Source organism: Pseudomonas sp. KBS0707, assembly GCF_005937945.2.
GTDB lineage: Bacteria > Pseudomonadota > Gammaproteobacteria > Pseudomonadales > Pseudomonadaceae > Aquipseudomonas > Aquipseudomonas amygdali.
This window is the reverse complement of sequence record NZ_CP041754.1, coordinates 3,007,976-3,024,869: the sequence shown is the minus strand read 5'-3', so window position 1 is coordinate 3,024,869 and position 16,894 is coordinate 3,007,976. Positions and strand designations below refer to the sequence as shown.

Below are 16,894 nucleotides of genomic sequence, written 5' to 3'. Positions count from 1 at the left end.
ATGATTCAGGGCCTGAAGCTCGACAACAACCAGTTGCTGGCATGTGACCCACAAAAGGCTCAGGTGCTGTGGTTCAGCAAACCCGATGCCGGGGAACGCAGATTATTGCTGGAGCGATTTCACCTTGATGAGCATGCTGTTGCCTCGGCACTCGACCCCGACGAAATTTCGCGCATCGAGTTTCACCCTGATGCGTTGTTCGTTATCTGGAAACGTCCCGAGAACTATTCGGGCAAGGACAGCTTCTCGTTCGACGTTTCATCCTTTGGCGTGCTGCTGAGCCAAGACCAGTTGGTGCTGATCTGTGATGACGATCAACCCTTGAACGCGCTGGGGCTTCATCGGCCGTTGAACCAGCCGCTGGATATCCTTCTGGAACTGCTGTTCAACAATATCCATCACTATCTGGGCCACTTGAAAGTCATCAAGATGGTTGCCCGGGAATTGCAGCAGAAATTCAACTCTTCCCTGGAAAACCGCCATTTGCTGCAGATGTTCAACCTCAGCGAAAGTCTGGTGTATTACATCAATGCCATCCACAGCAACGGTGCGGTCCTGACGCGTCTGCGCAACCATGCGCAAGGCCGGCAATACGCAGCCGACAGCCTGGCGCTGATCGACGACATGATCATCGAGAACGACCAGTGCTACAAACAGGCGGAGATCTATTCCACGGTGTTCGCCGGGTTGATGGATGCACGCGGAAATCTGGTCAATAACAGCACCAACACCCTGCTGCGCAAACTGACGCTAATCAATGTGGTGTTTTTGCCCCTGAACCTGATTGCCGGGATCGGCGGCATGTCGGAATTCAGCATGATGACCGCCCCGCTGCACTGGTGGGTGGCCTACCCGGCACTGCTTCTGGCCATGCTCGGGCTGGGGGCGGTGATGGTCTGGGGGCTGCGCAAGATGGCTCGCGCAGCCTGAGCGGTTATTTTTCCCATTCAGCCTTGGCAATCTGCAAGCCATGCTGACCATTATAAGCTGCACGTTCGGGAGACTGCCAACCCTCCAGCAACGCAGCGTCGAGATCGTAGATTTCGACGCCCAGCGGACGGCAAACGCTTAACGGGTCCTGCGCGTCAGGCCCCCACATCGGCAGTGACAGGTCGCCACCCGGACAGGTCGACAAGGCGCACAGCAGGTCGATTTCAGCAAAGAACTCCAGGTAATCGCCCTTTTGCGCCGGACAGGCTTTCATGAAGTACATGTCGTCATGGTTCAGGCCGGTGCACTGGAAGATATTCAACACGTCATGCACATCGAATTCGGTCAGCCCGTGCGGTAACACTGCGCGGGTCAGGTTCGAATGGCAGTGATGATGAAAGTCTGCGCCGGTCAGCATCTTGTTGACGTAGGGATCACAGCGCGTGCCGAGCAAATCGTGCAGGCGGCCACCATGCTCGTCGATCCCGTAGCTGGCCAGGCTGTCATCGGTGATGGTGACCAGCGGCCGTAAAAACGGCAGGTTCGACCACAGCCGGTCATGGGTGCTGACATGCGCGCCCTGCAACTGACGCGTACGCGCCGCCCACAGGCGTTCCCGGGGGTCGTTGGCGTTCCAGACATTGAAATCGCCCACCTGCGGGCCAAACGGTGTGGTGACACGAAACACCTGACCGGCCTTGACCTTCCAGGCCCGCCCGGTACGAATCGGCACTTCGAATTGCTCGACGAGGGTACGCTGCTGCGCATTCGTGCGGATACGCTCGTAAAAGGCCGTATCCACTTGCAGCGCCGCGCCTTTGCTGACCTGGTAAGCGGCTGGGTAGTCTTTGTACATACAGGGCTTCTCGTTGGCAGGATGTACCGATTGCTACTGCAAATTACAGGCCCGATTACTGGAAGTCCCGGCTGCGCACATCCAGTCCGGTCAACAGCGGCGTCAGGTCATAAAGCCGCTGGGCGATCAGGTGCCGTACGCCGCTTTTTGATTCCAGCCTCCCGAACACCTGCAGCAATTGCGAGCCCACCAGCACCTTGCGCTGACGTTCGGCCAGGTCGCGCCAGACCACGACATTGACCATGCCGAATTCATCTTCCAGCGTCACGAAGGTCACGCCACTGGCGGTGCCCGGTCGTTGGCGGCCGATGACCAGCCCCGCCACGCTGAGGGTTCGGTCGTTTTCCAGGCTCAGCAAGTCTTGTGAGCTGCGAAAGCGTTTGGCAGCCAGTTGCCGACGCAGCAAGGCCAGTGGGTGCGGACCGAGGGTGGTGCCCAGAGTGGCGTAGTCGGCCATCAGGTCTTCGGCCACCGTCGGCAGCGGCAGCGTTACCTGTGTGTCTTCGCTGGGCAAGTCGTTGAACAACGGTCGCTGGGCTTCCACCCCTGCCACTTCCCAGCGCGCCCGGTGCCGATGACCAATCAGGCCACGCAAGGCCCCGGAATCCGCCAGTGCTTCAGCGGCGCGAGCGTCCAAACCGGCACGCAGGGTAAGGTCTGTGGCATCGCTGAACAGCCGTTTCGAGCGGGCCGTTTCGATGCGCCGGGCATCATCCTCGCGAAAACCACGCACCATGCGCAGCCCCAGGCGAATCGCCAGATTGCGCGTGCTGTCGGGATGATCGAGCGGCTCCAGCGAACAATCCCAGTCGCTGTAGCGAACATCCACCGGGCGGATTTCAATGTGGTGGCGACGTGCGTCCTGTAACAATTGATCCGGGCTGTAAAACCCCATCGGCCAGCTGTTGATCAGCGCACAGGTGAACGCTGCCGGTTCGTGGCATTTGAGCCAGCAACTGGCGTAGGTCAACAAGGCGAAACTGGCGGCGTGGGACTCGGGGAAACCATAACTGCCAAAGCCCTTGATCTGTTCGAAAATCCGGTCGGCAAAATCCGCTTCGTAGCCGTTTTTCAGCATGCCCGTACGCAGCCGTTCGCGATGCGGCTCCAGCCCGCCGTGGCGTTTCCACGCAGCCATCGCGCGGCGCAACTCGTCCGCCTCGCCCGGCGTGTAACCGGCAGCGATGATCGCCACTTCCATGACCTGCTCCTGAAACAGCGGCACGCCCAGGGTGCGCTCAAAGACGCTTTTTAGTTTAGGCGGATAGGTGATGGCTTCCTCTTTATTACGCCGCCGCAGATACGGATGAACCATGTCGCCCTGGATCGGCCCCGGCCGGACAATCGCGACTTCGATGACCAGGTCGTAGAATTTTTCCGGTCTGAGGCGCGGCAGCATGGCCATCTGCGCACGCGACTCGATCTGGAACACGCCGATGGTGTCGGCGCGGCTGATCATTTCGTAGGTTTCCCGGTCGTCGCCCGGCAGGTCTGCGAGGGTCCAGCGCTTGCCCCGGTGCAGATGCACCAGATCGAACGTGCGGCGCAAAGCGCTGAGCATGCCCAGTGCAAGTATGTCGACTTTCAACAGGCCGACCAGGTCCAGATCATCCTTGTCCCACTGAATGATCGTGCGGTCGGCCATCGCGGCGTTCTCCACCGGCACCAAGGTCTCCAGTGGGTGTTCGGAAATCACGAAGCCACCCGGGTGTTGCGACAGGTGCCGGGGAAAACCGATCAGTTCGCCGGTCAGCGCCAGCACGCGCTTGAGGATCGGCGTGTCCGCATCGAAGCCGTATTCGCGTAAGCGTTCAGGCGACGGCAATGAATCGCTCCAGCGGCTGAAGGCTTCGGCCAGGGCATTGATCTGGTCTGGCGGCAAGCCCAGCACCTTGGCCACGTCACGCATCGCGCCGGAGCCGTGATAAGTGCTAGCGACAGCAGTCAGCGCGGCGCGGCCCCGGCCATAGCGCCGAAAGATGTACTGAATGACTTCTTCGCGGCGGTCATGCTCGAAATCCACGTCGATGTCCGGTGGCTCGTTGCGCTCTCTGGAGATGAAGCGCTCGAACAGCAGATTGCTCTTTTCCGGATTCAGCTCGGTGATCCCCAGCGCATAACACACTGCCGAGTTGGCCGCCGAGCCGCGTCCCTGACAAAGGATGTGCTGGCTGCGGGCAAACTCGACGATGTCATGCACGGTCAGAAAGTAGCTGTCGAACTTCTTTTCCGTGATCAGGGCCAGTTCCTTCTCGACCTGCGCGCGGGTGGCTGGCGTCAGCCCGTTCGGCCAGCGTTTGCGGGCACCGCGCTCGGTCAGTTCACGCAGCCACGACGTGGGTGTCTGGCCTTTGGGGACCAGCTCGTGCGGGTATTCATATTTCAATTGTTTGAGATCAAACGTGCAGCGCCGGGCAATACGCACCGATTCGGCCAGCAGCCAGTCCGGGTAATGCTCGGCAAGCGCATCCAGTGGCCGTAAATGGCGCTCGCCGTTGGCAAACAACAGGTGCCCTGCTTCGGCCACGGTCGTGTGATGGCGAATGGCAGTCATGGTGTCCTGCAGGGCACGCCGACCGCGCGCGTGCATGTGCACATCACCGCTGGCAACTGCCGGGATACCCAACGATTGCGCCAGCGCCAGCAAGTCGGCCAGACGCTGCTCGTCATCAGCGCCGCGATGTAACTCCACGCCGAGCCAGAGGCGCTCGGCAAAGCGCTCACGCAACCAGCGTCCATGCGCCAGACAGGCTTGCGCGTCGCCTTCGATGTCCGGCAGCCAGATGGCCAGCAAACCGTCCGACGAAGGCTCAAAATCTTCACGCAACAACCGGTACTCACCTTTTCTGGCTCTGCGGCGTGCCACCGTGATCAATTTGCACAACGCCTCATAACCTGTCTGGCTTTCCACCAGCAGCACGGCTTTCGGCCCGTTCTCGATGTGCATTTCGCTGCCGATGATCAACGGCAGGCCGGTGCTGATGGACGCCTGCCACGCACGTACGATACCGGCCAGCGTGCACTCGTCAGTGATGGCCAGCGCCTGATAGCCGTGGCGCGAGGCACGTTCGAACAGCTCACGGGCGCTTGAGGCGCCGCGCTGAAAACTGAAGTTGGACAGGCAATGCAGCTCGGCGTATTCGCTGGTCATGCGAACCAGCCATGCAGCAGCAGTTCACCCTGCTCGCCCACGCTGCGATAGGCCCAGGCGCGCTGGCCGCTGGAGGTTTCGACCAGATAGTAGTCGCGGCGTACATCGCCGCCGTCCCACCAGCCTGATTCGATTCGCTCGGGCCCCGCCACGATGCGCGTGGCATGAAGTGGCAGCGGCTGGGGTTCTCGCAGCAACCAGCCCGGGCGCATACAAGCTTTGGCCGGCAAGGCCGGTTTGCTTGTGCTGTGTGGTTGCCAGGCACATTCAGGACGGTGATCGGCCTGGGCGCGCAAGCCATTCACAGACTCGTCACCCAGTCGTGCACGCAGGCGCTCGCGCAGTTGCTCCCAAGGCAGGGTCTGCTGCACGCGCTCATCGAACAACTGCCGGTGCGCCGGGACAAAATCCGGCAAATCCTGCGCCAGCAAGCGCACGGCACGTACCGGCGACGCCACCAGCACTTGTTCCAGCCTGCCGCGGGCCAGTTCGAACAGCATCGACGCATCGCGCTCGGCACTCAGCAGCCCGACTGGCACCACAGTCTCCGGACCTTCAACGTGCTCCAGATGCAGGAAAAATCGCTGCACACCGCTGTCGCGTCCGGCCAGGAACAAAGCCAGATCGGCGATCAGCCGCTTGAGCGGAAACAACAGGGCCTGATGCGACTCGACGTCGAAATTCAGCTCAATACGTACATCGAAGAAGTCCGGCGGCGTGTAGCACTCCAGTGCCACCGGTCGTTCGCCAAGCAATGTATCGAGATGCTGCAGCACGCTGGCCGGGAACCGCCGCGCCAGTGTATCGCGCGGCAGGGCCAGCACCTGCCGCACAGAGCGCAGCCCCATGCGTGTCAGGGCCGTGGCGGTTTCACGGCTCAGACCGATGCGTTCCAGCGGCATATGCTCCAGGCTGCGGCGCAACGCCTGCGGGCAATCAATGCTCAGCCCGTCATGCAGGTTGGCCAGCATCCGCGCGGCTATCGGGTTGGGCGCGACCACGATGCGATGCCGGAAACCCTGCGTGGTCAGCTCTTCACGCAAGCGTGCCTCGAATACCGGCCAGGGGCCGAACAGCTTGAGGCTGGACTCGATTTCCATCAGCAGCACTCGAGGGTACTTGAGGCTGACATTGGAGCTGAAACCGTACGCCCAGGCCGCGAGCAGTTGCTGCAAGCGCTCAATGTCGGCCGGGTCATGCTCGACCGTGGAGAAGTTCGACACCAGCGCCTGAGCGGCCGTCAGCGACTGCCCGGCTTTCAAACCCAGCGCACGCGCCGCCGGATTGACGGCTTGCAACACTCGACGTTGAGCACTGCCGCTGATCAGCGCCAGAGGTTCATCGGGATCGTTACGACGACGCATGACGCCGTCGAGCGCCAGTTGCGGCAGCAAGACACAGGCCCAGAGCATACGAACCTCAGGCGTCGGTCGAAAATGGAATGGGGAAAGGCGGCGCAAGCCCGCCACGGCACTTGAGCACCCGCAATTGTGCAGGACGGGTATCGACAGCGATGCGCAGGGCCGCCGGTGACGGATTGGCGGCGGCCTGCTGCGGGCGACAGGCAAACGCCAGGGTCTGCCCGGTTTCGGCAGCGACCTGCAAACGTCGCAGCGCACGGTCATCGACCATGCCGGGCCAGCACACGACCGCGCCACAGCTGCCGGAGCGCAGGCATTGTTCGGCAGCCCACAGGGCATCGCGGGGACCGGCCTCGATGACGACCAGTTGGCGCAGATCGACCCCGGCGGCCAGCCAGGCTTGCGGGTAAGGAATGTAGGGCGGTGCAATCAGCACAATGCGCTCACCGATCGCGGACAACCTTGCCAGACTTGGCCACAGCAGACGCAATTCCCCACTGCCATTGGCCGGGATGAGGATTTCAGTCAGGGCGGCAGCAGGCCAGCCGCCAGTGGGCAAGGCGCTATCGAGCAGCGCATGGCCACTGGGGTGCGGGCTGACCTGCGGCGCGCCCTGCTGACGGCCTTTCCAGACCCTGCGCTCATCCAGCAAGGCTTCAAGGCTGACCACCGCGCCCATCATTCGCGCCGGACCAGCCCGCAGAATACGCCTTCGATGGCGAAGTCCTGATCAGGCGTGACAATGATCGGTTCGTAGGCCGGGTTGCGCGGCAACAGGCGCACCTGATCGGCACTGCGATGCAGGCGCTTGATAGTGACTTCGCCGTCCAGGCGGGCAACGACGATCTGGCCGTCACTGGCCTGCGGGTTACGGTGCACGCCGACCAGATCGCCATCGAGGATACCGTCTTCGATCATCGAGTCGCCCTGCACGCGCAGCAGGTAGTCCGGCACACGGGTAAACGTGCTGCGATCCAGATGCAATGTGGTGTGAATATCGAGATCCGGCCCGATAGGTGCGCCCGCTGCTACGCGCCCCAACACCGGAATTTCGAGCAATTCGGGCCGTGGCTCACTGTTGAGCAGGCGAATACCACGGGCCTGATGCGCTACGACCTCGATCAGACCGGCTTCAGTGAGGGCCATAATGTGCTTGCGCGCCACGCTGCGCGAAGCAAAACCGAAAGCCTCGGAAATTTCCGCCAGGCTCGGCGATTGCCCTTGCTGCGCGATGCGATCGCGGATGAAGGTAAGGATTGCGCTGCGACGGGGAGATAATGTGCTCATGGAGTACATTTGTACTCCACTGGTGATTTTGTGACTAGTACGGTTTGTCGGATTGACGCCGCACGCTCTTGCGCTTCGTGGACGTTAATTATTCGGATTTTCACAACAGTGAAATAAGAAACTCCCGGTTTATTGCGCCAGCCAAAGCGTAGAGACTTGACGGCTGTTTCAACGATCAGGAGAGTTCATTGTGATCACGCGCCAACTGGGTCACCACGGTCCGCTGGTTTCTGCCATCGGGCTGGGCTGCATGGGAATGTCGGACTTCTACACCACCGGCATCGACGAAAAGGAATCCATCGCCACCTTGCACCGCGCACTGGAGCTGGGTGTCACCTTTTTCGATACAGCGGACATGTACGGCCCGCACACCAACGAGACGTTGCTCGGCCGGGCTCTTGAAGGCAAACGCGAAGGTATTTACCTGGCCAGCAAGTTCGGCATCGTGCGTGGCGACGATCCGCATGCACGTGGCGTGAATGGCAGCCCTGCGTACATTCACCAATCCATCGATGCCAGCCTGAAACGGCTGAATACCGATTATCTTGATCTCTACTATCAGCACCGTGTCGACCCCAATGTGCCCATTGAGGACACCATCGGTGCCATGGCCGAGCTGGTCAAGGCTGGGAAGGTTCGCCATATAGGTATCTGCGAAGCCAGCGCAGCGACCATCGAAAGAGCCCACAACGTGCATCCGCTGGCGGCCGTGCAAAGTGAATATTCGTTATGGTCACGCGATCCGGAGCACGACAATGTGCTCGCCACTTGCCGTCGCCTGGGTATTGCTTTCGTGGCTTACAGCCCGCTGGGCCGTGGCTTTCTGACTGGCGCATTGCGCACGCCGGACGATTTCGCTGCCGATGACTATCGTCGTTTCAGCCCGCGCTTTCAGGGTGAAAACTTCAAACGCAATCTGGCACTGGTAGAAAAGGTCAAGGCACTGGCTGCGGCCAAAGGCGTCAGCGCGTCGCAACTGGCGCTGGCCTGGATACTTGCTCAAGGCGACGACATCATTCCGATCCCGGGCACCAAACAGCGCAAGTACCTGGAAAGCAACGTGGCAGCGGCTTCATTGACACTGAGTACCGATGAGCTGGCTCAACTGGATGCGATCTTCCCGGCGCAAGGGGCCGTGTCAGGCGAGCGTTACAGCCCGGAGTCGATGAAGTCTCTCAACGGCTGAAAACGTTTGCGGTTCGAGATCAGGTCGCCTCAGGGCAGGTCTCGGTGCCGTTGTTGAGGCCCTGTTTTTGATTCTTGTAATCGAGCGTGGCCTTGCCATCGACCCATTTCAGGGTGACGACAATCACTGAGTCGAAATCATCGTTCGTCCAGTCATCAAGCAGGTTAGTGCTCTTGCCGGACGCTTCTTCAGCAACCTTGTTGATCAGCTCCGGCAGGTAGCCATGCGACCAGGCGGTGTAGATAACTGCGTTGTGGTACTTGTCCCGCATCAGCTCATCGGCCAGGTCTGCGGTGTCGTTGGCACCAAAGTCGAGGTTGACGGGCAGCCCCAGTTTGATTGCGCTGGGCCCTACCGTCATCAGCGGACGCACGTAGCTGTAGGACAGGTCGCCCTCACCCTCTTCCACGTGTCGGCTGGGGTTGGCAGCGAAGATAAAGTCAGCTTTGCCGAATTCCCTGGGCAAGACCTCCGACAGTTCGATGGCCCGGTTGAGCCCTTGGCAGTTCAGTTGCCCCAGCCCCATGGCCGGTTTTTCGGCATGACGAAGAAATACCAGTGTCTGCGTGCCGTTCTTGGGCTCGGCATGAACACCCTTGCCCATGGTGAACAGGGCCAGGGCCGAAGCCACCAGTAATGATGGGAAGAAGCACCATGCGATGCGGCGCTGGAGTCGGGTGATCGAAGGCATTTTCGGCATATTCATTATTTTCTGAGTCCGGTGCGTATTTGAAAGGGATCAGCCATCTGGCTGGTGCGAATACGCAGGCTTATGCAGCTCGCCCCAAGAATTTCTGCGGATCAGTCAAACAAGGGCGCAGTGGGCGCACACTCATGGATCACGCGCGAATCTTAGAGCTCACATGTTTCGAAATTAAGAATGTGGACGATTAGGAGTGTCAAAAAACGATTCTGTTGCAAACCTGGCGAAAAAAAATCACCCGAAAAGCAGAAAAACTGTCAGAAAATCGTCGAAAAACAGGCCGTGAGCCTTACTGTTTACCAAGCAACAACAGTTCAACACCTTGCTGCCAGATCAACATCACTCACACTGGAAAATTGCTCTGATACCTTGCTGTTCAAGCACCCGGACCCTTGGCACAGAGCATGCAATATTCCATTTGTGAATTTCATGCTCTCTGGACTGCTGTTTTTGAAATATGCAAACCAGTCTTGCAGCCCTTGTCTCCCCGATCTGGACGCTCACTATGCCACAACCCCCTATTTCTTTTTGGTTGCAAACGCCGCGAGCCCTGATTCGCTGGATGGTAACGACCTGCACATTGGCGATTAGCCTGCAGGGAGTAGCACAGGCCGCTGAAACCGCGCCTGCCGAAGTCCGCCTGGATTACGCCTATTATTCGCCGGTCAGCCTGGCGCTCAAGCATTTTGGCTGGCTGGAGAAAGCCCTGCCGGAGGCGAAAGTCACCTGGGTGTTGAGCCAGGGCAGCAACCGCTCGCTGGAATACCTGAACAGTGGCAGCGTCGACTTTGCTTCGTCGGCCAGCCTGTCTGCGGTGCTGGCCCGGGCCAACGGCAGCCCGATCAAATCGGTGTATGTCTACAGCCGGGCAGAATGGACGGCTCTGGTGGTGCGCAAGGATTCTCCCCTGCAATCGGTTGCCGAACTCAAAGGCAAGAAAATCGCCGCCACCAAAGGCACCGACCCTTATCTGTTCACCTTGCGCGCGCTGCAGAAGGCCGGGCTGAAAAAGGATGATGTCGAGTTGCTGCACCTGCAGCATCCCGATGGACGCACCGCCCTCGAAAAGGGCGACGTAGATGCCTGGGCAGGGCTTGACCCGCACATGGCGGCCAGTGAAATACAGTCCGGCTCGCGCCTGCTTTACCGCAACAAGGACTTCAACAGCTATGGCGTACTGAGCGTCACGGAAACCTACGCCAAGGAACATCCACAGGCGATCAGAACAGTATTGAGCGCTTATGAGCAGGCTCGGGAATGGGCAGTAAAAAATCCTGATGAGCTGGCCAGGCTGCTGGCGACCGAGTCAGGCCTGCCGCTGGAAGTCGCCAGGTTGCAATTGACCCGTACAGACCTGAGCAACCCGCAACTGAGCGAAAAAGATGTAGAAGCATCCAAGTCTGCAGCACCGATTCTGGTGTCCGAGGACCTGGTGCGCAAAGGCGTGAACGTCGAACAAGTGATCGATCAGTTGATCACGCCAGAGTTTTCCAAAGCCGTGATCGCAACGCCATGACCAGCCCAGACAAGTCCCTGCCTGCCTGTGCGCAGGCGGCCTTGCCTGAAAGGGCGCAGCGCACGTTTTGGCAGCGCTACAAAACGCCGCTCAAAGGCCTGGTAGTCCCCGCTGTAATCATTGTTTTGCTGGAAATTATCGTGCGCATCGGCTGGCTGCCCTCCTACCAGATGCCAGCACCCAGCGAGATCGTGCTGACACTGCGCGATCTGGCCGATGGTGCGTTGTGGAAACACATAAGTGCCAGTCTGTTGCGTGTGCTCAGCGGCTTTGTGATCGGCGCGAGCCTGGCCTTGGTATTTGCTGCGTGGGTGGGGCTCAGTCGTGAGGCGGAGGCGTATCTGGAGCCGACGTTCGCCGGGCTTCGTTCCATCCCCAGCCTGGCCTGGGTGCCGCTTCTGCTGCTGTGGCTGGGCATTGGCGAAACATCCAAGATTGTGCTGATTGCCATCGGTGCGTTTTTTCCGGTCTACCTCAACGGCGTGGCCGCGATTCGGGGCATTGACCGAAAGCTGGTGGAAGTCGGCCAGATGTATGGCTTCAGCCGCTATCGCCTGACCCGGCGTATTCTTCTGCCCGCCGCCCTGCCCGGCCTGTTCACCGGTTTGCGCAGCGGCATGAGCCTGTCATGGATGTTTCTGGTAGCCGCCGAGCTGATCGCGGCCACCAAAGGCCTGGGCTACCTGCTCAGTGATGGACGCGAAACCTCGCGCCCGGACATCGTGCTGGCGGCCATCATCGTTCTGGCGACACTGGGCAAGTTGAGCGACGGCCTGTTGGCAGGCCTGGAAAAACGCTTTCTGGCCTGGCGGGACACATTCACCGGTCAAAGCCGCGAGGGTCGATAGATGCCGGAATCGTTGATGAACATACGCGTAGACCGCAAAGCATTCGCTGGCAATACCGTACTGCAGGATATCGATCTGTCATTACAGTCAGGTGAGATCGTCAGCCTGCTGGGGCCAAGCGGTTGCGGTAAAAGCACGCTGCTCAGAATTGTCGCCGGGCTGGAGCAGGACTTTCGTGGCTCGGTGGACAACATTGAGGGAGAAGTCGCGTTTGTGTTTCAGGAACCGCGCCTGATGCCCTGGCTGACCGTCGAACAGAATATCGGCTTCAGTGACGATGCCGGCTACGACCGCAGATGGGTCGGTCAATTGATCGAAGAAGTGGGCCTGTCCGGTTTCGCCGATGCCTTGCCAAAAGCATTGTCCGGAGGCATGGCGCAACGCGTGGCCATTGCTCGCGGTCTGTACTCGCACCCTACGGTATTGCTGCTGGATGAGCCTTTCAGCGCAGTGGACGCGTTTACCCGAATGAAGCTTCAGGACCTGCTGCTGCAATTGGCCGAGCGTCACGCTATCACCCTGTTGCTGGTGACTCACGATGTCGACGAGGCGTTGTACCTGAGCGACCGGGTATTAGTGATGGGCAGCCGCCCCGGCACGATCACCCAGCAACTGCCGGTCGGGCTGCAAGCACCAAGGGATCGCCGCGATCCGTTACTGGCTCGACTGAAAGCTCAGGCACTGACCGAGCTGCATCAGGCGCATATCATTTGACGTCGGTCGCCTCGCAGCCTTACTTGTCGGCCTTGAACTCTTTCCAGAGTCCCTGGCGCAACGCCTCGATATTAACCGGGACCTGAGACATCACGAACAAGCGGCTCAGCATGTCGGCGTCTGGATAGACAGTGGTATCCGTCCACAGGCCGGGATTGATCAGGGCGTCGGCCTTTTCGTTACCGTTGGCGTAATGCACCGTATTGGTAATGTTGGCGATCACTTCCGGGCGCAGCAGGTAGTTCATGAACGCGTAGGCACCTTTGACATCAGGGGCATCAGCCGGGATGGCGATCATGTCAAACCACATTGGCGCGCCCTCCTTTGGAACCACATAGCTGATTGTGATGTTGTTGCCCGCTTTTTGGGCCTGCTCCTGCGCCAGGGAAATATCCCCTGAGTAGCCTACTGCCACACAGATCTTGCCCGTAGCGAGGTCGCCAATATAGTCGGCTGAACTGAAATTGCGCACATACGGCCGTACCTCATCCAGCAGCGCCTTGGCCTTTTTGTAGTCGTCCGGCACCTCGCTGTGCGGTGGCAGGCCGAGGTAGTTCAGAGCGATAGGGATCAGCGCCGGTGCGCTGTCCAGAAAAGCGACACCACACTGGGCGAGCTTTTTCATGTTTTCCGGCTTGAGCACCAGATCCCATGAGTCAAGCGGTGTGTCCTTGCCAAGAATGGCCTTGACCTTCGCCATGTCATAGCTGATTCCGGTGCTGCCCCACAGGTAGGGAAACCCATGCTGGTTGCCCGGATCACTGCCCTCCAGTGCCTTGAGCAGAACCGGGTTGAGGTTTTTCCAGTTGGGGAGCTGCCGTTTGTCGAGGGTCTTGAGCAAGCCGCTTTCAATCTGTCGACCCATGAAATGAATGGACGGAAAGACCAGGTCGTACCCGGAATGGCCAGCAATCAGCTTTGTGTTCAGCGTCTCGTTGGTTTCGAAAGTCTCGTAAGAGGTCTTGAAACCGGTGGCCGCTTCAAAATTTTTCAAAGTGTCCGGGGCGATATAATCCGTCCAATTGTAGATATTGACCGTCTCCGCCGCATGGCTGGTCGAGACCAGCAACATCAGTGCAGCAAGGGATCTTCTCAGCATTTTCAGCTCCTCGGGTCAATATCGATAGCTTGCCCCAGACCGGGCATGAAAACCACCTTCGTCAAGCAAATTCAGTTCACTACGGGGCCTTCTCCGGGGTGAATGACAAATGCATGGAACGTGCCCATTGATACCTTGCGATGATGACAGCCATATAACTGATTTTTTTGTGCTGCGTCATAAAAAATTTTTCCAGAACGGTGCTGGCAAATGCTATTTTCAGTACTCGTCAGACCGCTCAGCGATCCTGCTGGAAAGCAACCCGACCGACCGATAGTCCGCTGCGCTGATTATCTTCTCGTCATCATGCTTTACCGGACGAATTCTGGCTGTCTGCCTACCCATTGGAGCAAGGGAAATGCTCGATTGATTAAGGTGGGCCATTGTCATGAACAAAGTCACATTCCCCAATGCGTGCCAACTGATGCGCTGGCACTTCCATCCGGTAGGCTTTGAAGCCTCGATGGATGCTCCCGGCAGCATGATTGCACGACTTTTCGACCGCGCCAGCGGTGAAACAGTCGTCGCCATCGCCGGCCTGCCGTGTTCCACGGTGATGAATGCCGCAGATGTAGAGCGCATCATCGAAGCCATCTAGGATGAGCTGGAATTGTTCGGCACTCATACGCAGCAACAGGTCGCCGGTTTTTCCTGAGATGACAGCCTCAGCCTGTTCGGACTTTACCGCGCAAGTCTTCGAAGAAAGGCTTGTCCTGGGCAATTCTGTCTGAAGCTTTAGGCATCTGGGCGTTTTCCCCGCCGCCGGTGCCTTGATCGATATACCAATAGCAATGCCGCGCCGCACGAGTAATGGCGACATAAGCCAGGCGCAAGACTTCATCCTTCTGCGCTGTATCAAAGGGCTGAAGATCGCTCGCATCACCCAGCCCTGCCAAACGGTAAACCTGATTCTTGTAAGGCGAGACAGTCAGATGCTGGCAGTCGCCCAACAAAAACACGGCATCCGCCTGCAAGCCTTTGGAACTGTGGTACGTCAACGTCCTGATGCGACGACCTTGCGCGCCCATCGCCGCGTCAGCATCGATCAATGCCTGCAAACGCTCCGAGAACCGGCTTTTCTCGCTGCCTTTGCGGTACAGCAGCAGAATCGAGTCACCGTCGTTGTAGTGCTCGGCTACACGCTCGGCCAGTTCGTCTTCGTCACGATCCAGCACCGTGACCGGCAGCAACTCTTGCGGCATGCCGCTGGCACGAGCCTTCTTGCCCGCAATCGCCGGAGCTGCCCGGACAATATGCTCGGCGGCATCGATAATGTGCTGATGGCTGCGGAAGTTGTCACTGAGCATGACTCTGGTGGTCGCCGGTGACGAAAACTCGCTGGCGAACTCCATGAAATACTTGGGTGAGCTGCCGCGCCAGCCGTAGATCGATTGCCAGTCATCGCCGACACACAGCAGTGATGAATGCTGAGCGATCCGGCCTGTATGCAGAGCGGGACCACGACGCCGGATTTCGCGCAAGCTGGCGCGTATCCATGAGACGATCTGCGGCGACACATCCTGGAACTCGTCGATCATCAAATGCGACAGCGGTCTGAGCATCTGGTCGCTGACGTGTTTGAGGTTTTCCGGCGATGTTTCACCGAACAACGCAAACATCCGGTTATAGGTCATGATCGGAGGCGACTGAGCCAGCAGGTGCGTTTCGAAAGCTTTCCAGAACAGACTCAGCGCTTCGAAGAAGAAACGATCCGGGTCGTCGCTGGCAAAGCTCATCTCGGACAAGGCATTGGGTACATCCAGCCCGAGGTTCTCGATAAAGCTGGCGGCGGTGACAAAACAGTCCAGTAGCGGCGCAGCACCGAGCTCACCCTTGACCCGATAGTCGAATCCGGGCCCGGCAACTGCGTCGCCCGCCAATGACTGCAATAGCTTGCTGGCAGACTGATAGTTATCCAGCCAGATCAAAGGCTTACTGCAGAAAGCTTGAAACAGGGTGCGCTTTATGACCCCCTCGGCCCACACTGGCAATTTGGCACCCGGCCGCTTGAGTTGCTGGTCTTCACTGGCGTCCAGGCCCAGCACAACCCAGGCGTCCAGCTCGGCAATATAGCCGTGAAAACAAAAGGGAAATCCATTTATTTCAATAGCTTGGCGCATAGGCTCAATGCCCTTTATAGGCCATGCTCCTGCGCGAATCCACAAGTCCTCGACGGTGTCACACCACTCCTCATCCCGTTTCGAGGATAGCTCGGTCACCGCAACACGCTTCTGCACGTCAGGATGGTCGCGATCCAGTTCCTTGAGCTGCAAGGCATGGCGATACAGCGGCGCCATGACTTCGCGGAAACGCTCATTGCCGGCGTACAGGTCGCGGTAGCAGAGATTGAGTTGCTGACGCTGCGCGTCGTTGATCCGCAGGTCGAAAGGATTGCTGTCCGCCTCTTCCAGGCCGGATGACTGGCTGCTCAGGTTCTCGAACGCCCTGAGCTGCTCAAAACCCGGCAGGCTGCGCACCAGCGGCAGAATACGCGAATGAAAGGTGCGAACCAGGTCACGAGCCTGTTTCTGCCCCGTCACATGCCCCCACAAGGCCATCACCTCGATCAGCTTGCCGATGAAGTCCTTGCGCGACTCACGGGTGAAGGTCACGACTGTCATCGCATTCAGTTCAAAGCCCAGGTAGTGATGCAACAGCAGAATGCGCAGCACCAGCGATGTAGATTTGCCTGCGCCCGCCCCGGCAATGACGTAGGTAGATGGCGTATCGCTGAAAATCATCTTCCACTGCGCCGTGCTGGGCTGAGCATGCGCAGGGAGCTTTACGGCGACATCGGCCTTGATACGCTTTTTCAGTTCAGGCGTGAGCGCCAGCCGCCAGTCGTCGAACAGATGGTCGTCAACTCTGGGGCCGCGATGTCGGACAGGCCGGGTATCGTTGATGACCAGCACCTGACGCGCTGCTTCCTCACCATCCAGGTAGCCGTCGGCATAACCCTCGCGCACGCCCTCTATGTGCCCATTCAGATAGCCGTCGGCATGGCCCTGGAACCACGACGGCGTGTGCTGCGAGCCCAACGCTGTAAGGCCGCGGCCCATCAGGCGCGATAACAGACGCCTGAAAAACGGCAGTTGCCGAGGCGGCATGAGATCGACATCCAGGTCATGAGGAAGCGCAGAAGGAAGGTCGTCAGGCACGCAGACTCCGGTGGATGGCTTGCAGGCAAAAAGGTCGCCTATGGTGGCCGGATTTGCGCGCAGGTTCCAGCGAAATGCTTGTCTG

Annotated in this window: 14 protein-coding genes; 6 read left to right on the top strand and 8 right to left on the bottom strand. The window is 59.1% G+C overall.

Annotated features, from left to right (window positions below):
- Positions 1-930, top strand: coding sequence for a magnesium transporter CorA family protein (locus tag FFH21_RS14235; RefSeq protein ID WP_004667592.1), 930 nt, complete (start codon positions 1-3; stop codon positions 928-930).
- Positions 931-934: 4 nt separating this feature from the next.
- Here the strand turns inward: FFH21_RS14235 and FFH21_RS14230 are convergent, their stop codons facing one another.
- The 5 genes from FFH21_RS14230 to lexA are packed head-to-tail and all read right to left on the bottom strand — an operon-like array spanning position 935 to position 7,594.
- Positions 935-1,786 carry a DUF1989 domain-containing protein gene (locus tag FFH21_RS14230; protein WP_004665509.1) on the bottom strand — a complete coding sequence of 284 codons (852 nt, stop codon included), beginning with the start codon at positions 1,784-1,786 and terminating at the stop codon, positions 935-937.
- A gap of 55 nt (positions 1,787-1,841) precedes the next feature.
- On the bottom strand, positions 1,842-4,937 hold the full coding sequence (locus FFH21_RS14225; protein ID WP_004667591.1) for an error-prone DNA polymerase: 3,096 nt from the start codon (positions 4,935-4,937) through the stop codon (positions 1,842-1,844).
- Complete coding sequence (locus FFH21_RS14220) at positions 4,934-6,349, bottom strand: DNA polymerase Y family protein (RefSeq protein ID WP_004665511.1); 1,416 nt, start codon at positions 6,347-6,349, stop codon at positions 4,934-4,936. The genes FFH21_RS14225 and FFH21_RS14220 overlap by 4 nt, the downstream gene beginning before the upstream one ends.
- 7 nt (positions 6,350-6,356) lie before the next feature.
- Positions 6,357-6,977, bottom strand: coding sequence for a translesion DNA synthesis-associated protein ImuA (imuA, locus tag FFH21_RS14215; RefSeq protein ID WP_004665512.1), 621 nt, complete (start codon positions 6,975-6,977; stop codon positions 6,357-6,359).
- The gene (lexA, locus tag FFH21_RS14210; RefSeq protein ID WP_004665513.1) at positions 6,977-7,594 is read right to left on the bottom strand and encodes a transcriptional repressor LexA; all 618 of its coding nucleotides are present in this window, start codon (positions 7,592-7,594) and stop codon (positions 6,977-6,979) included. Before lexA ends, imuA begins: the two co-directional genes overlap by 1 nt.
- 181 nt (positions 7,595-7,775) lie before the next feature.
- Here lexA and FFH21_RS14205 point away from each other — a divergent pair, with 181 nt between their 5' ends.
- Positions 7,776-8,771 carry an aldo/keto reductase gene (locus FFH21_RS14205; RefSeq protein ID WP_011168720.1) on the top strand — a complete coding sequence of 332 codons (996 nt, stop codon included), beginning with the start codon at positions 7,776-7,778 and terminating at the stop codon, positions 8,769-8,771.
- Positions 8,772-8,790: 19 nt separating this feature from the next.
- On the opposite strand, the gene FFH21_RS14200 is transcribed toward FFH21_RS14205, so the two are convergent.
- Positions 8,791-9,477 (bottom strand): hypothetical protein, encoded by a 687-nt coding sequence (locus FFH21_RS14200; protein ID WP_011168719.1) that lies wholly within the window; start codon positions 9,475-9,477, stop codon positions 8,791-8,793.
- A gap of 502 nt (positions 9,478-9,979) precedes the next feature.
- On the opposite strand from FFH21_RS14200, the gene FFH21_RS14195 reads away from it, so the two are divergent.
- From FFH21_RS14195 to FFH21_RS14185, 3 genes are read left to right on the top strand one after another with little or no spacing between them, the layout of a single operon-like run.
- Positions 9,980-10,990 (top strand): aliphatic sulfonate ABC transporter substrate-binding protein, encoded by a 1,011-nt coding sequence (locus FFH21_RS14195; protein ID WP_005743639.1) that lies wholly within the window; start codon positions 9,980-9,982, stop codon positions 10,988-10,990.
- The gene (locus FFH21_RS14190; protein ID WP_004665516.1) at positions 10,987-11,838 is read left to right on the top strand and encodes an ABC transporter permease; all 852 of its coding nucleotides are present in this window, start codon (positions 10,987-10,989) and stop codon (positions 11,836-11,838) included. Before FFH21_RS14195 ends, FFH21_RS14190 begins: the two co-directional genes overlap by 4 nt.
- A complete protein-coding gene (locus FFH21_RS14185) occupies positions 11,839-12,552 on the top strand; it encodes an ABC transporter ATP-binding protein (RefSeq protein ID WP_005743637.1) in 714 nt (237 codons plus the stop codon).
- Positions 12,553-12,571: 19 nt separating this feature from the next.
- On the opposite strand, the gene FFH21_RS14180 is transcribed toward FFH21_RS14185, so the two are convergent.
- Entirely contained in the window at positions 12,572-13,651 is a 1,080-nt protein-coding gene (locus FFH21_RS14180) for a polyamine ABC transporter substrate-binding protein (RefSeq protein ID WP_054073025.1), read from the bottom strand.
- 388 nt (positions 13,652-14,039) lie between these two features.
- On the opposite strand from FFH21_RS14180, the gene FFH21_RS14175 reads away from it, so the two are divergent.
- Positions 14,040-14,249: a DUF1652 domain-containing protein gene (locus FFH21_RS14175; protein WP_054088537.1), complete on the top strand. Its 210-nt coding sequence runs from the start codon at positions 14,040-14,042 to the stop codon at positions 14,247-14,249.
- A 67-nt stretch (positions 14,250-14,316) separates the two neighbouring features.
- On the opposite strand, the gene FFH21_RS14170 is transcribed toward FFH21_RS14175, so the two are convergent.
- On the bottom strand, positions 14,317-16,809 hold the full coding sequence (locus FFH21_RS14170; protein ID WP_011168714.1) for a UvrD-helicase domain-containing protein: 2,493 nt from the start codon (positions 16,807-16,809) through the stop codon (positions 14,317-14,319).
- Positions 16,810-16,894: the final 85 nt, after the last annotated feature.

What these genes read in the sequence shown, in the direction of transcription:
- FFH21_RS14235 (WP_004667592.1), top strand. Translation starts at nt 1, where the DNA reads ATGATTCAGGGCCTGAAGCTCGACAACAACCAGTTGCTGGCATGTGAC.
- FFH21_RS14230 (WP_004665509.1), bottom strand. Translation starts at nt 1,786, where the DNA reads ATGTACAAAGACTACCCAGCCGCTTACCAGGTCAGCAAAGGCGCGGCG.
- FFH21_RS14225 (WP_004667591.1), bottom strand. Translation starts at nt 4,937, where the DNA reads ATGACCAGCGAATACGCCGAGCTGCATTGCCTGTCCAACTTCAGTTTT.
- FFH21_RS14220 (WP_004665511.1), bottom strand. Translation starts at nt 6,349, where the DNA reads ATGCTCTGGGCCTGTGTCTTGCTGCCGCAACTGGCGCTCGACGGCGTC.
- imuA (WP_004665512.1), bottom strand. Translation starts at nt 6,977, where the DNA reads ATGGGCGCGGTGGTCAGCCTTGAAGCCTTGCTGGATGAGCGCAGGGTC.
- lexA (WP_004665513.1), bottom strand. Translation starts at nt 7,594, where the DNA reads ATGTACTCCATGAGCACATTATCTCCCCGTCGCAGCGCAATCCTTACC.
- FFH21_RS14200 (WP_011168719.1), bottom strand. Translation starts at nt 9,477, where the DNA reads ATGAATATGCCGAAAATGCCTTCGATCACCCGACTCCAGCGCCGCATC.
- FFH21_RS14195 (WP_005743639.1), top strand. Translation starts at nt 9,980, where the DNA reads ATGCCACAACCCCCTATTTCTTTTTGGTTGCAAACGCCGCGAGCCCTG.
- FFH21_RS14190 (WP_004665516.1), top strand. Translation starts at nt 10,987, where the DNA reads ATGACCAGCCCAGACAAGTCCCTGCCTGCCTGTGCGCAGGCGGCCTTG.
- FFH21_RS14185 (WP_005743637.1), top strand. Translation starts at nt 11,839, where the DNA reads ATGCCGGAATCGTTGATGAACATACGCGTAGACCGCAAAGCATTCGCT.
- FFH21_RS14180 (WP_054073025.1), bottom strand. Translation starts at nt 13,651, where the DNA reads ATGCTGAGAAGATCCCTTGCTGCACTGATGTTGCTGGTCTCGACCAGC.
- FFH21_RS14175 (WP_054088537.1), top strand. Translation starts at nt 14,040, where the DNA reads ATGAACAAAGTCACATTCCCCAATGCGTGCCAACTGATGCGCTGGCAC.